Below are 13,739 nucleotides of genomic sequence, written 5' to 3'. Positions count from 1 at the left end.
CTCAGACGGGAAGCATTGACGGCACTGCTTGGCATGGGTCACATTGAGCGCCACTCAAATCCCCGAAGAGTGAGAGGCACCGGCATGCTCATGGAACAGCGCGGAGTCGATACGGTCCCGGAGGCGGAACGCACCAGCGGGCCACGCGACCTCGTCTCGATCCTGCTCGGCTCGAACCTCTGCCTCGGAGTGATCATCTTCGGCTGGCTGCCGGTCTCCTTCGGCCTGGGCTGGTGGGCCTCGGTCGGCGCGGTGACCGCCGGAACCGTGGTCGGCACCCTGCTCACCGCGCCGCTCGCCCTGGTGTCCCTGCGCACCGCCACCAATCTGTCGACCTCCTCGGGCGCCCAATTCGGCGTACGGGGACGGCTGGTGGGCTCGGTGGTGGGTCTGCTGCTCTCGCTCGGCTACACCGCGCTGACCGTGTGGATCGGCGGCGACGCGATGACGGGCGTCCTGCACCGCCTGTTCGGGCTGCCGACCGGGGGCGCCTCGTACGCGGTCGTGTACGCGCTGCTCGCCGCGGCCACCGTCGTCGGCGCGGTCTACGGCTACCGGGTGCTGCTGCGCCTCTCACGCATCCTCGCCGTGGGCATGACGGCGCTGCTGCTCCTCGGAGTCTTCGCCTACGCGCCGCACTTCACCACCTCCGCGCTGCCGGAGGCCGGGGGCTATCTGCTCGGCTCGTTCTGGCCGACCTGGCTGCTCGCGCTGGTGGCGGCCGGGCTCAGCGGGCCGATCGCCTTCATCACCCTGCTCGGCGACTACACCCGCTACATCTCACCGACCCGCCACCGCCCGCGCCGGGTGCTGCACGCGACCTGGCTCGGCCTGACGGCGGGCCTCCTCGTTCCGCAGCTCTTCGGCACGTTCACCGCGTACGCGGCCCGCGCGGCCACCGACTACGCGGGCCCGCTGGTCTCGGCCGCCCCCAGCTGGTACCTGGTGCCGCTGCTGCTCTCGGCCTCCGCCGGCTCGGTGGGCAACGCGGGTCTGATGCTCTACTCGATGGGCCTGGACCTCGACGCGATCCTGCCGCGCGCCTCGCGCACCCAGGCCACGTTCGCGGTGGCGGGCGTCGCCACGCTGTGCGTCTTCGCGGGTCACTTCGCCTGGGACGCACAGGCCGCGATGACCTCGTTCGTCCTGCTGCTCACCGCGATCGGCACCCCGTGGGCGGTGATCACCCTGATCGGCTTCGTCCGCTGTCGCGGCGTGTACGACGCCGACGCCCTCCAGGTCTTCAACCGCCGTGCGCGGGGCGGGATCTACTGGTACCGGGCGGGCTGGAACCCGCGTGCGGTGATCTCCTGGGCGCTGGGCGCGGGCGTCGGCCTGCTGGGGGTCTCACTCCCCAACCACCAGGGCCCGCTGCTGAGTTGGACCGGCGGGGTGGATTGCAGCTTCCTGCTGTCGGGGGTGGTGGGCGGCGTGGTGTATCTGGCCCTGTCCACCCGCCTCCGGGCCAACGAGAAGGCCGCCCCGGACCTGGAGTCCGAGGCGGCCCTGGCCGAGAGCTGAGCACCGCGCGGCGCCAACGCCCCCTGGGGCGCGGGGAACCGCGCGGCAACGCCGGGGCGGACCGCGGCCGGAGCACATCCCTCCCCTCCGGCGTTCGAGGAGCGGGGTCCGGGGCGGAGCCCCCCGGGTACCGCCTAGCCCAGCGGGTGCATCCAGCCGTGCGGGTCCGGGGCGTGCCCGGTCTGAAGGTCGAGCAGCGCCTTGCGGAGCTCCATCGTGACCTCGCCCGGCTGCCCGTCGCCCTGGGTCCAGTTGTGACGGGCCGACTTCACCGAGCCGACCGGGGTGATGACCGCCGCGGTGCCGCAGGCGAAGACCTCGAGCAGGGTGCCGTTCTCGTTGTCGCGCTTCCAGTCCTCCGTGGAGATCCGGCCCTCGACGGCCTCGTACCCGAGGTCGCGGGCGATCTTCAGGAGGGAGTCGCGGGTGATGCCGGGAAGCAGCGAGCCGGTCAGCTCGGGCGTGACGATCTTCCGCGAGCCGTCTTCCTGCCCGTACACGAAGTACAGGTTCATGCCGCCCATTTCCTCGATCCAGCGGTGCTCGACGGCGTCCAGCCAGACCACCTGGTCGCAGCCGTGCTGGGCCGCCTCGGCCTGGGCGACGAGGGAGGCCGCGTAGTTGCCGCCGGTCTTGGCCGCGCCGGTGCCGCCCTTGACGGCGCGCACGTACTCCTCGGAGAGCCAGACCGAGACGGGCTTGACGCCGCCGGGGAAGTAGGCGCCGGCCGGGGAGGCGATCACGATGAAGAGGTATTCGTTGGCGGGCTTCACGCCGAGGCCGACCTCGGCCGCGATCATGAAGGGGCGCAGGTAGAGGGAGGCCTCACCGATGGAGGGGACCCACGCCTTGTCCTGCTGGACCAGCGCGTCACACGCCGCGATGAACAGGTCGACGGGGACCTCGGGCATCGCGATGCGGCGGGCGGAGTTCTGGAAGCGCTCGGCGTTGGCCTCGGGCCGGAACGTGGCGACCGTGCCGTCCGCCTGGCGGTAGGCCTTGAGGCCCTCGAAGATGGTCTGCGCGTAGTGCAGCGTCATGTTCGCCGGGTCCATGGACAGCGGCGCGTACGGCACGAGCTGGGCGTCGTGCCAGCCGCGCCCTTCGGTCCAGCGGACCGTCACCATGTTGTCGGTGAAGTGGCGGCCGAAACCGGGGCTGGCCAGAATCGCCTCGCGCTCCGCGTCGGACAGCGGGTGCGAGGTGGGCTTGAGCTCGATCGTGGGCGTCGTCATGAGTGCTGTGTCCTTCACCGGTGGATAGTGACGGACCGCGCTCACGCCGCTGCCTGTGCCTGGACGTCCGAGCTGCTCCGCTTGCCGCGGCCCACGTTCGATTATCGCTCGTGGTGGGCCATGGACATAACGGTGTGATGTGCGGTCCGGGTTTGATGGTGTCACCCGGTGGCCGCATGCGAAAAGCCGCCGGGTGCGAAAGACGACCCGGCGGCTGTTCCGTACGGTGCGCGCGGGTCAGCCCGCTACTCGCGCGGCGAGCGCGTCGCCGATCTCGTCCGTGGTGCGGACCGACTCGCCGCGGGCCGCCAGATCGGCGGAGACGGCGCTCTCGATGCGGGCCGCCTCGGGCTCGTAGCCGAGGTGGCGAAGGAGCAGCGCGACGGAGAGGACGGTGGCCGACGGGTCGGCCTTGCCCTGGCCCGCGATGTCCGGGGCGGAGCCGTGGACCGGCTCGAACATCGAGGGGAAGGTGCCGCTCGGGTTGATGTTGCCCGAGGCAGCAACGCCGATGCCGCCGGAGACGGCCGCGGCGAGGTCGGTGATGATGTCGCCGAAGAGGTTGTCGGTGACGATCACGTCGAAGCGCGCCGGGTCGGTGACGAGGAAGATCGTCGCCGCGTCCACGTGCAGATAGTCGGTGGTGACGTCGGGGAACTCCGCGGCCACCGCGTTGAAGATGTTGGTCCACAGGTGTCCGGCGTAGGCCAGGACGTTGTTCTTGTGGACCAGCGTCAGCTTCTTGCGCGGGCGGGCCTGGGCGCGGGCGAAGGCGTCCCGGACCACGCGCTCCACACCGAAGGCGGTGTTGACCGAGACCTCGGTGGCGACCTCGTGCGGCGTACCGGTGCGGATGGAGCCGCCGTTGCCGGTGTACGGCCCCTCGGTGCCTTCGCGTACGACGATGAAGTCGATCTCGGGCTGGCCGGCGAGCGGGGTGGCGACGCCGGGGAGCAGCCTGCTGGGGCGGAGGTTGACGTAGTGGTCGAAGAGGAAGCGGAGCTTCAGCAGGAAGCCGCGCTCCAGGACGCCGGACGGGACCGAGGGGTCTCCGATCGCGCCGAGCAGGATCGCGTCGTGCTGCTTGAGCTCGGCGACATCGGCGTCGGTGAGGGTCTCACCGGTGGCGTGGTAGCGCCGCGCGCCGAAATCGAACTCCCGGGTCTCCAGCTTCACATCCTGCGGAAGGACGGCGCTGAGAACCTTCAGGCCCTGGGCCACGACCTCCTGGCCGATGCCGTCACCGGGGATCACTGCGAGATTGATGCTGCGAGAACTTACCGACATGGGGGAACCCTACTGGTCGTCCCAAGCCCTGACACCCGATGTCCACACTGTGGACAGCCGGGGCCCGAACCCTGCCCGACAGGGCGGACACCTCGCGCCCGGCCGCGTTCGCCCGCAGACCGTGCCGGGTCACCCGCGCAGTTCCCCGCGCCCCTGGGCGGGCTGCCCTTGGCAGGGTGGGCCAACGCGGGCGACCTCAGCCCGTCATGGGGGTCCCCCCTGGCCCTTAAGGCCTTGGGGGAGATAGAGGACAAGCGCCCTTAAAACGCGCTACGGGGTCTGGGGCGGAGCCCCAGGAAACCCCGCTTTCGGCTGCGGACCGTGCGTGGCTGGTCGCGCAGTTCCCCGCGCCCCTAGCGGCACTGGTGCCGGCCCGTAGCGGCATCCTCAGCCCGTCCGGCGATTGAAAGGGCACCCGAGGCCTCAGCGCCGACCCGTCTCGCGCCGCATCGTGTAGCCGTTTGTACGCCCGGAGTTCACCGGGCGGTGATGATCACGTCGCCTCGGAGGAGGACGTTTTCGGCCATGGACATCCCCCGATTCGGCATCCCCGACCGGCTCGCCGCGCGCATGAGCATGGCCGAGCAGCACGAGTACCTGAGAAGCAGGCTGAGCCGGCGGGGCCTGCTGCGCACCGGCGCCGCCACGGCCGCCGTCGCCGGGGCCGGCCTCGCGACGACCGGGGCGGCCTCGCCCGCCTACGCCGCGCCCACCGCGCTCACCTCCACCTCCCGGCACGGTGTGGACGGTTCGCTGGCCGCGCCGTTCGGCCGCCACCTCGCGTACGGGGCCGATCCCAAGACCCAGATGCGGGTCTCCTGGCAGGTCCCGTTCGCGGTCAGGAAGCCGTACATCCGCATCGGCACGAGCCCCTGGTCGCTGAGCCGGAAGATCGACGCCGAGGTGCGCCATCTGACCACGCCCGCCCTGAACGGCGGCAAGATCGCGGCGGCCGAGCAGTTCTATGTGCACGCGGGCCTGGACCGGCTGCGGCCGGGCCAGACGTACTACTACGGGGTCGGCCACGACGGCTTCGACCCGGCGGACCGCCGCAACCTGGGCACGCTCGGCACCTTCACCACGGCTCCCGGGCACGCCGAGAACTTCACCTTCACGGCCTTCGGCGACCAGGGCGTCAGCTACCACGCGCTCGGCAACGACCAGGTGATCCTCGGCCAGAACCCGGCCTTCCATCTGCACGCGGGCGACATCTGCTACGCGGACCCGTCGGGTTCGGGCCAGTCCTCGGACCAGTACGACGCGCGCACCTGGGACCAGTTCCTGGCGCAGACCGAGTCGGTGGCCAAGACGGTGCCGTGGATGGTGACCACCGGCAACCACGACATGGAGGCCTGGTACTCGCCGCAGGGCTACGGCGGCCAGAACGCCCGCTGGTCGCTGCCGGCCAACGGCCCCGACCCGGTGAACCAGCCCGGTGTCTACTCCTTCGTGCACGGCAACGTGGGCGTCGTGGCGCTGGACGCCAACGACGTCTCGTACGAGATCCCGGCCAACTTCGGCATCAGCGGCGGTCGGCAGACCACCTGGCTGGACAACCGTCTCGCCGAGCTGCGCGCCGACCGCGCGGTCGACTTCATCGTGGTCTTCTTCCACCACTGCGCCTTCTCGACGACGAGCTCGCACGCCTCGGAGGGGGGCGTGCGCGATGCCTGGGTGCCCCTGTTCGAGAAGCACCAGGTCGACCTGGTGATCAACGGCCACAACCACGTGTACGAGCGCACGGACGCCATCAAGGGCAACAGGGTCGGCCGCAAGGTCGCCATCGGCGAGCGTACCGATCCGACGCGCGACGGCATCGTGTACGTCACGGCCGGCGCGGCGGGCCGCTCGCTCTACAGCTTCCCGGTGCCCGACTCCTACGAGGGCCACGAGGCGGACCGCGACAGCGTGAACACCTACCACTGGGCCAAGGGCGGCGCGAAGGTCACCGAGACCGTGGAGTGGTCACGCGTCCGCTACACCAACTACTCGTTCCTCGCGGTGGAGGTCGAGGCAGGGCACCGGCCGAAGATGAAGGTCAGCGCGCTCGCCGAGACCGGCGAGCGCATCGACCACTTCGAGATACAGCGCGGGCGTTAGCCGGGGCGGCCGGGCTCAGTGCCCGGTGGAGCCGCCGTTGTCCCTGCGGTCCAGCGCGCGCTGGAGGGCGGCGGCGGCGTTCTTGCGGTCGGACTCGCTGCTGCGCGAAGAGTGACGGACTCGGCGGGCGGGCTGCTTGACCATGGGGATTCGACTCCTCTGCTGGGAGGTCCGGGGGCGGGCCCCGGCGGATGCAGTGAGGTGCCGGAAGGGGCGGGGAGCGCTGCCGCAGGGGTTGCCTGCCAAGGGGCACTGCGCTCACGACCGCCCTTCGCTGGATCAGCGAGACGTTCGGCTCCTACAAAGCTAAGCGCTCCACTGGAGTCTGTCTCCACAATTACTCGGACTTCCTACTATCTGAGACGGCGGGCCCCTGCGCGGGGGCGACGGCGGGCCGCGCGCGGCCGGTGCGCACCGCGTCACCCACTCCCCTGCGCAGCCGTAGCGCACCGGCCGCGGGCACCAGGCAGACCGCGCCGAGCAGGCAGAACGCCACCGCGTAGGGACCGGCCGCGGTGTCGGTGAAGGCGCCGCCCAGGCGCAGCGCGACCGTGGCGACGGCCACCCCGAGCCCGGCCGCGAGCTGGTTGGCGGTGGCGGACAGCGCGTTGGCGTCACGCAGCCGGTCGGCGGGCACCTCGCTGAACGCGATCGTCGAGTAGCAGGTGAGGCCGAGCGAGCGGGCCGCGCCTCCGAGCAGTACCAGGGCTGCGGTCACGGTCACGGGCGTGGACGGCGTGAGCAGGGCGCAGCCGGCGACCGCGAGGGCGAGGCCGACCGTGGAGACGAGCAGCAGCGGGCGGAACCCGAAGCGGTTGAGCAGGCTCGTGGTCGCGGGCTTGATCCCGATGTTGCCGACGAAGACGAAGAGCACCACCGCGCCGGACTCGACCGCGCTCCAGCCGAACACCTCCTGGAAGAGCAGGGGCAGCAGGAACGGCATGGCGCCGACCACGATCCAGAACAGCGAGCCGCCCGTCACGGCGGCCCGGAACGACGCGACCTCCAGGGTGCGCAGATTCACCAACGGGTGTGCGGTGCGCAGCAGATGACGCCCGGCCGCGCCGAGCGCGAGGACGGCGAGCACGGCGACGGCGGCGACCGGAGCCCAGCCGGTGTCGGTGTCCGCGACCAGGTGGGCCGCCCAGGTGAGGGCGCCGAGTCCGGTGCAGCCGAGCAGTACACCGGGCACGTCGAGCGGTGGCGGGCTCGCGGTGGGCCCGGCCGCCACCAGTCGGCGGGCGACGGTGAACGCGAGGGCCCCGAGCGGGATGTTGACCAGGAACATCCAGTGCCAGCTCGCCCAGGTGGTGAGCACTCCGCCGAGCAGCGGGGCGAACACAGGGGCCAGCAGGCCCGGCCACACGATGTACGCCATGATCTTCGGTATGTCGGTCCTGGCGGCCCCGTCGAGGACGAGGAGGCGGCCGACCGGCACCATCATGGCGCCGCCCGCTCCTTGCAGGACGCGCATCACGACGAGCGTGGTGAGGCCGTCGCTCGCCGCGCAGCCCGCCGAGGCGAGGGTGAACACCGCGATGGCGGCGAGGAAGATCCGCCGGGCGCCGAAGCGGGCGGTGAGCCAGCCGCTGAGCGGTATGAGCACGGCGAGGGTCAGCAGATAGACGGTGATCACCAGGCCCACGGAGGCGGGGGTGGTGTCGAGGGAGGCCGCCATCTGAGGGGCGGCGGTGGCCACGATGGTGCCGTCGAGCATCTCCATGAAGAAGCAGCCGGCGACGAGCAGGGCGGTGGCGCGCTGTCGGGTGTCGAGCATGGGATTCAGCCTGAGGCCGGCCATTGCTGCACACAAGGTCCGATTTCGCAGGTGAGGTATGCGTGCGGTGCATCAGTCGGGCACACTCGGGGGCATGCCACCTCTGCCGGACATGAATCTGCTGCCCTCGCTCGACGCCCTGCTGCGGGCCGGGAGCGTGGCGGGGGCCGCCGCCGAGATGCGGATCTCACCGTCCGCGATGAGCAGGACGCTGGGGCGGCTGCGCCGGGTGGTGGGCGACGAACTGCTCGTTCCCTCCGGGCGGGGCCTGGCGCTGACGCCGCGCGCACGGGAGCTCCGGCCGCGCGTGGAGGCGGCGCTCGCGGCCGCGCTGGCGGCGCTGCGACCGCCGCAGGAGCTGGAACTCGCCACCCTGGAAAGGGAGTTCACCATCCGGGCCAACGACGCGGTGGCCGTCATCTTCGGCCCGGCGCTGACCGCGCGGGTCGCGCGCGAAGCACCCCGGGTGCGGCTGCGGATCCTGCCCGAGGGCGATGAGAACCCGGCGGACCTGAGGGAGCTGATCGATCTGGAGGTGGGCCAGATGGGAGAGCTGCCGCACGATGTCCACACGGCGCCGCTCGGCGTGTACGGCTATGCGGCCGTGGCGCGCGCCGACGGACCGTACGCCACCGAGCGGCTCACCCCCGAGCGCTTCGCCGCGCTCCCCCACATCACGGTGACCCGGCGCGGCCGGGTGCGCAGCGTGGTCGACGACCGTCTCGCCGAACTGGGCCTGGTCCGCGATGTGCTGGCCACCGCGCCGACCTACACGGCGGCCTGCTTCTTCGCGCTGCGCTCGGACGCGCTGGCCCTGGTGCCGAGGCAGTTCGCGGTCGAGGCGGCACGGGCGATGCCGCTCGCGGTCCTCGACATCCCGCTGGATCTGCCGGCCGACCCCTACGCCCAGGCCTGGCACAACCGGGTGGACGCGGACCCGGCCCACCGCTGGCTGCGCGGCGCGCTCGCGGACATCGTGGCGGGGTTCGAGGCGGGGGCCGCCCGGCCCTGACGATCCCGGGAGTTCAGGGGACTCCGGGGCCCCTGCCGTCACTTACTCCCCTGACGAACCATCAAAAACCCTACCGTTGCCCCTCTGTTCACATATCCATCGCCGTAGAGGTCTAGCTTCAGACCATTGCCCGGCGCCACTCTTGCGCTCGATGCCCCACCGGGGCACAGGCGACCGAAGAGGCGGGCGGATGACTCCGATCAGTCGAAGAGGGTTCGTGGCACTCGGGGCGGGCATGGCAGCCGGCGCCGTGCTGTCACCGGGGGCCGCCGGGGCCGTGGGGCGGGCGGCCACGAGCGCCGCGGCCGCGACGGCGACCGGCACCATCAAGGACGTCAAGCACGTGGTGATCCTGATGCAGGAGAACCGCAGCTTCGACCACTACTTCGGCCACCTCAAGGGCGTCCGGGGCTTCGGCGACAGGAGCGGCATCCTCCTGCCGGGCGGCCAGTCCGTCTTCAACCAGCCCAACGGCGCGGGCCGCCAGTACCCGTGGAAGCTCAGCTCGACCCCGCCCTCGGGCGGCGCCGACGGCGAGACCCTCGCCCAGTGCGACGGCGATCTGCCGCACAGCTGGACCTCGCAGCACGCGGCCTGGAACAAGGGCCGCATGGACAGCTGGGTCACGGGCGTGGGCAATGTGCGCTCGCTCGGCCACCTCGACCGCGGCGACATCCCGTTCCACTACGCGCTGGCGGACAACTACACCATCTGTGACGCCTACTTCAGCGCCACGCTCAGCGCCACCGGGCCCAACCGCACCTATCTGTGGAGCGGCAGGGTCGACGGCTCCAGCTATGACGGCGGCGACGAGTCGGGCCTGACCTGGGAGACCTACGCCGAGGCCCTGCAACGTGCCGGGGTGAGCTGGAAGGTCTACCAGAACGCGAACGACAACTACGGCGACAACGGCCTCGCCTACTTCGCGAAGTTCACCGGCGCAAGACCCGGCGACCCGCTGCACGACCGCGGCATGGGTTCCGTTCCGGCGGCCACCGGCTCCACCCCGGACGACATCGCGGCCGCGATCAGGGCGGACGCGCTGGCCGGGACGCTTCCCCAGGTGTCCTGGGTGGTCGCCAACCAGGCCTTCTCCGAGCACCCGTACGCCCCGCCCGGCGACGGGGCGCACTTCGTCGACCTGGTGTACCGGGCGCTGGCCGCCGCCCCCGACGTCTTCGACTCGACCGTCCTGTTCCTCAACTACGACGAGAACGACGGCTTCTTCGACCACGTGCCTCCCCCCTCGCCGCCCGCCGGCACCGCCGGCGAGTTCCTGAACGGCGTCCCGTACGGACTGGGCTTCCGGGTGCCGATGATCGCCATCTCGCCCTGGACGCGCGGCGGTTGGGTCTCCTCCGAGGTCTTCGACCACACCTCGGTGCTGCGCTTCATGGAGAAGTGGACGGCGGCGCTCGGCACCCCGGCGAACTGCCCCAACATCAGCGCCTGGCGCCGCAGGGTGACCGGCGATCTGACGGGCGTCTTCGACTTCACCGCGCCGGTGTACGGCATGCCGTCCGGGCTCCCCGCCACCAAGGTCATCGGCATCGCCACCTGCGGCCCGCTGCCCAACCCCGTGCCGACCACCAACGCGCTGCCCGCCCAGGAGTCCGGCACCCGTCCGGCCCGCCCGCTGCCGTACCAGCCCAACGGCAACCTCGACCGGTTCGAGTTCAAGGCCGGCGGGCAGATCCTGGCCTGGTTCGGCATGGCCAACCAGGGCTCCCCCGCCACCAGCGCCGCCCACTTCTCCCTCCACCCCAACGCCTACCGGGACACCACGCCCTGGCAGTACACGGTCGACGCGGGCGCCACGGCCACCGACTTCTTCCAGATCGGTACCGGCGCCGGCGCGGGCAAGTACGACTTCACCCTGATCGGCCCGAACCGCTTCCAGCGCCGCTTCGTGGGCGACGCGACGAAGGCGGGCAAGGCCATCGAGGTGGCGGCGCGCTACGCGGTGGAGCCCGGCACCGGCAAGCAGGCGGTGTGGTTCAAGATGACCAACTCCTCTTCCTCCGCCGTGAAGTTCAGCATCATTTCCAACCAGTACCGCACCGGCACCTGGACCTACACGGTCCCGGCGGGCGGCTCCACCGAGGACTTCTTCAACGCGGTGGCGTACCAGAACGGCTGGTACGACTTCACCATCACCGCGGACTCGGACGCGACGTGGTCGCGCCGCTACACGGGCCACATCGAGACCGGCGCGGCGTCGGTCAGCGGCTGAGGAGGGCTTCGGCTCCGGGCCGCCCGGTCGCGGCGGCGGGCTGCCCGGCGCCTTCAAGTCACGTACCCCCAGGGGCTTGGACTGGACCAGGTCCGGGCGCCAGACTGCCTCCATGCCCACTCCCACGGAACAGCACTGGACCCCTGTCCACGGCGAGCCGTACCGGCCCGTCCCCTACCGACCGGCCCGGATGGCGAGCGCCGAGAGCCTGGCGCGCGCCGCCGAGCTGCGTGAGCGCATGGACGAGCGCCGCACCGTGCGCAGTTTCTCGCCCGACGCGGTCCCCGAGCAGGCCGTCCGTGACGCGGTCGCCTGCGCGGCGACCGCGCCGTCCGGCGCCCACCAGCAGCCGTGGACGTTCGTCCTGGTCAAGGACCCCGAGGTACGGCGCAGAATCCGTGAGGCGGCCGAGGAGGAGGAGCGGATCTCCTACGACGGGCGGCTCGGCGAGGAGTGGCTCGCGGCGCTGCGGCCGATCGGCACGGACGCGGTGAAGACCCATCTCACCGACGCCCCGGTGCTGCTCGTCGTCTTCCAGCAGCGCTACTGGCTCGCCGAGGACGGCACCAAGCACAAGCACTACTACGTGGACGAGTCGGTCGGCATAGCGGTGGGCCTGCTGCTGTCGGCGCTGCACCAGTCGGGCCTCGCCGCGCTCGTGCACACGCCGAGCCCGATGCGCTTCCTGTCCGAGGTCCTCGACCGGCCCGCCAACGAGAAGGCGTTCGCGGTGATCCCGGTCGGTTATCCGGCCGACGACTGCGAAGTCCCCGATCTGGTCCGCAAATCGCTCGACCAGGTGCTCGTCGAGGTGTGAGCCCCGCCGGGCCCGGCATGGAAACCGCCCCCGTCCTCGGTTGGGGGACCAAGGACGGGGGCGGGGTTTCGGTGCGACTACGGGTCAGCCCATGTGCGGGTAGGTGTAGTCGGTCGGCGGGACCAGGGTCTCCTTGATGGCGCGGGTCAGCGTCCAGCGCATCAGGTTCTGCGGGGCGCCCGCCTTGTCGTTGGTGCCGGAGGCGCGGCCGCCGCCGAAGGGCTGCTGGCCGACGACGGCGCCGGTCGACTTGTCGTTGATGTAGAAGTTGCCGGCCGCGTAGCGCAGCTTGTCCATCGTGTACGCGGCGGCGGCGCGGTCGTTGGAGATGACGGCGCCGGTCAGGGCGTAGTCGGAGGCCGACTCCATCTGCTCCAGCATCTCGTCGTAGTTCTCGTCGTCGTAGACGTGGACCGCGAGGATCGGGCCGAAGTACTCGGTCGTGAAGACCTCGTTGGCCGGGTCGGTGCACTCGATGACGGTCGGGCGGACGAAGTAGCCGACCGAGTCGTCGTAGGTGCCGCCCGCGACGATCGTGCAGGAGTCGTCGGCCTTCGCGCGGTCGATCGCGGCCTTGTTCTTGGCGAAGGAGCGCTCGTCGATGACCGCGCCGATGAAGTTCGACAGGTCGGTGACGTCACCCATGGAGATGCCGTCGACCTCGGCCGCGAACTCCTCCTTGAAGCCGTCGTTCCAGATCGAGGCCGGGACGTAGGCGCGCGAGGACGCCGAGCACTTCTGGCCCTGGTACTCGAAGGAGCCGCGGGTCAGCGCGGTCTTCAGGACGGCGCGGTCGGCGCTGGGGTGCGCGACGACGAAGTCCTTGCCGCCGGTCTCGCCGACCAGGCGCGGGTAGGTGCGGTACTTCTCGATGTTGGTGCCGACCGTCTTCCACAGGTGCTGGAAGGTCTTGGTCGAACCCGTGAAGTGGATGCCCGCCAGGTCGCGGTGGTTGAGGGCGACCTCGGAGACGGCCAGGCCGTCACCGGTGACGAGGTTGATGACGCCCTTGGGCAGACCGGCCTCCTCCAGGAGCTGCATGAGCAGCACGGCGGCGTGGGTCTGCGTCGGGGACGGCTTCCACACGACGACGTTGCCCATCAGGGCCGGAGCGGTCGGCAGGTTGCCCGCGATGGCCGTGAAGTTGAACGGCGTGATCGCGTAGACGAAGCCTTCGAGCGGGCGGTGGTCCATGCGGTTCCACACGCCCGGGGAGTTCGCCGGGGGCTGCTCGGCGAGCAGGTTGCGGGCGTAGTGGACGTTGAAGCGCCAGAAGTCGACGAGCTCACAGGGCGTGTCGATCTCGGCCTGCTGAGCCGTCTTGGACTGGCCGAGCATCGTGGAGGCGGCCAGCGTCTCGCGCCAGGGGCCGGACAGCAGTTCGGCGGCGCGCAGGATGATCGCGGCGCGGTCGTCGAAGGACATCGCGCGCCAGGCCGGGGCGGCGGCGAGCGCGGCGTCGATCGCGTCCTGGGCGTCCTGCTCGGTGGCGTTGGCGTAGGTGCCGATGACGGCCCGGTGGTTGTGCGGCTGCACGACGTCGAAGCGCTCGCCGCCGCCCATCCGCTTCTCACCGTTGATGGTCATCGGCAGGTCGACGGGGTTCTCGGCCAGCTCCTTGAGCTTGGCCTCCAGACGGGCGCGCTCCGGGGAACCAGGGGCGTAACCGTGCACCGGCTCGTTGACCGGGGTGGGGACCTGGGTCACAGCGTCCATGATTCCTTGACTCCTTCGTGAGGCGTGGGGCGTGGGGCGTG

At 71.1% G+C, this 13,739-nt stretch carries 10 protein-coding genes; 5 read left to right on the top strand and 5 right to left on the bottom strand.

What is annotated here, in order from left to right:
• Nucleotides 1–84 precede the first annotated feature (84 nt).
• Nucleotides 85–1,521: a cytosine permease gene (locus tag N4G70_RS22250; RefSeq protein ID WP_261714437.1), complete on the top strand. Its 1,437-nt coding sequence runs from the start codon at nucleotides 85–87 to the stop codon at nucleotides 1,519–1,521.
• Between the two features lie 134 nt (nucleotides 1,522–1,655).
• On the opposite strand, the gene N4G70_RS22245 is transcribed toward N4G70_RS22250, so the two are convergent.
• Entirely contained in the window at nucleotides 1,656–2,756 is a 1,101-nt protein-coding gene (locus N4G70_RS22245; protein WP_261714436.1) for a branched-chain amino acid aminotransferase, read from the bottom strand.
• 237 nt (nucleotides 2,757–2,993) lie between these two features.
• Entirely contained in the window at nucleotides 2,994–4,043 is a 1,050-nt protein-coding gene (locus N4G70_RS22240) for a 3-isopropylmalate dehydrogenase (protein ID WP_261714435.1), read from the bottom strand.
• 525 nt (nucleotides 4,044–4,568) lie between these two features.
• Between N4G70_RS22240 and N4G70_RS22235 the strand changes: the two genes are divergently transcribed.
• Nucleotides 4,569–6,143: a metallophosphoesterase family protein gene (locus N4G70_RS22235; RefSeq protein WP_261714434.1), complete on the top strand. Its 1,575-nt coding sequence runs from the start codon at nucleotides 4,569–4,571 to the stop codon at nucleotides 6,141–6,143.
• Between the two features lie 15 nt (nucleotides 6,144–6,158).
• Here N4G70_RS22235 and N4G70_RS22230 read toward each other — a convergent pair whose 3' ends face one another.
• Both N4G70_RS22230 and N4G70_RS22225 read right to left on the bottom strand, forming a co-directional pair.
• Nucleotides 6,159–6,287, bottom strand: coding sequence for a hypothetical protein (locus N4G70_RS22230; RefSeq protein WP_261714433.1), 129 nt, complete (start codon nucleotides 6,285–6,287; stop codon nucleotides 6,159–6,161).
• Between the two features lie 193 nt (nucleotides 6,288–6,480).
• Complete coding sequence (locus N4G70_RS22225) at nucleotides 6,481–7,920, bottom strand: MFS transporter (protein ID WP_261714432.1); 1,440 nt, start codon at nucleotides 7,918–7,920, stop codon at nucleotides 6,481–6,483.
• 94 nt (nucleotides 7,921–8,014) lie between these two features.
• Here N4G70_RS22225 and N4G70_RS22220 point away from each other — a divergent pair, with 94 nt between their 5' ends.
• From N4G70_RS22220 to N4G70_RS22210, 3 genes are all read left to right on the top strand, one after another.
• Complete coding sequence (locus N4G70_RS22220) at nucleotides 8,015–8,932, top strand: LysR family transcriptional regulator (RefSeq protein WP_261714431.1); 918 nt, start codon at nucleotides 8,015–8,017, stop codon at nucleotides 8,930–8,932.
• Between the two features lie 190 nt (nucleotides 8,933–9,122).
• Entirely contained in the window at nucleotides 9,123–11,165 is a 2,043-nt protein-coding gene (locus N4G70_RS22215; RefSeq protein WP_261714430.1) for a phosphocholine-specific phospholipase C, read from the top strand.
• A gap of 112 nt (nucleotides 11,166–11,277) precedes the next feature.
• Nucleotides 11,278–11,982, top strand: a complete 705-nt coding sequence (locus N4G70_RS22210; RefSeq protein ID WP_261714429.1) for a nitroreductase family protein — start codon at nucleotides 11,278–11,280, stop codon at nucleotides 11,980–11,982.
• Nucleotides 11,983–12,066: 84 nt separating this feature from the next.
• On the opposite strand, the gene pruA is transcribed toward N4G70_RS22210, so the two are convergent.
• Nucleotides 12,067–13,698 (bottom strand): L-glutamate gamma-semialdehyde dehydrogenase, encoded by a 1,632-nt coding sequence (gene pruA / locus N4G70_RS22205; RefSeq protein ID WP_261714428.1) that lies wholly within the window; start codon nucleotides 13,696–13,698, stop codon nucleotides 12,067–12,069.
• Between the last annotated feature and the right edge of the window lie 41 nt (nucleotides 13,699–13,739).

The organism is Streptomyces sp. ASQP_92, assembly GCF_025399895.1.
Lineage (GTDB): Bacteria > Actinomycetota > Actinomycetes > Streptomycetales > Streptomycetaceae > Streptomyces.
The sequence above is the reverse complement of the archived record's forward strand: the minus strand, read 5'-3'. Positions and strand labels throughout refer to the sequence as shown.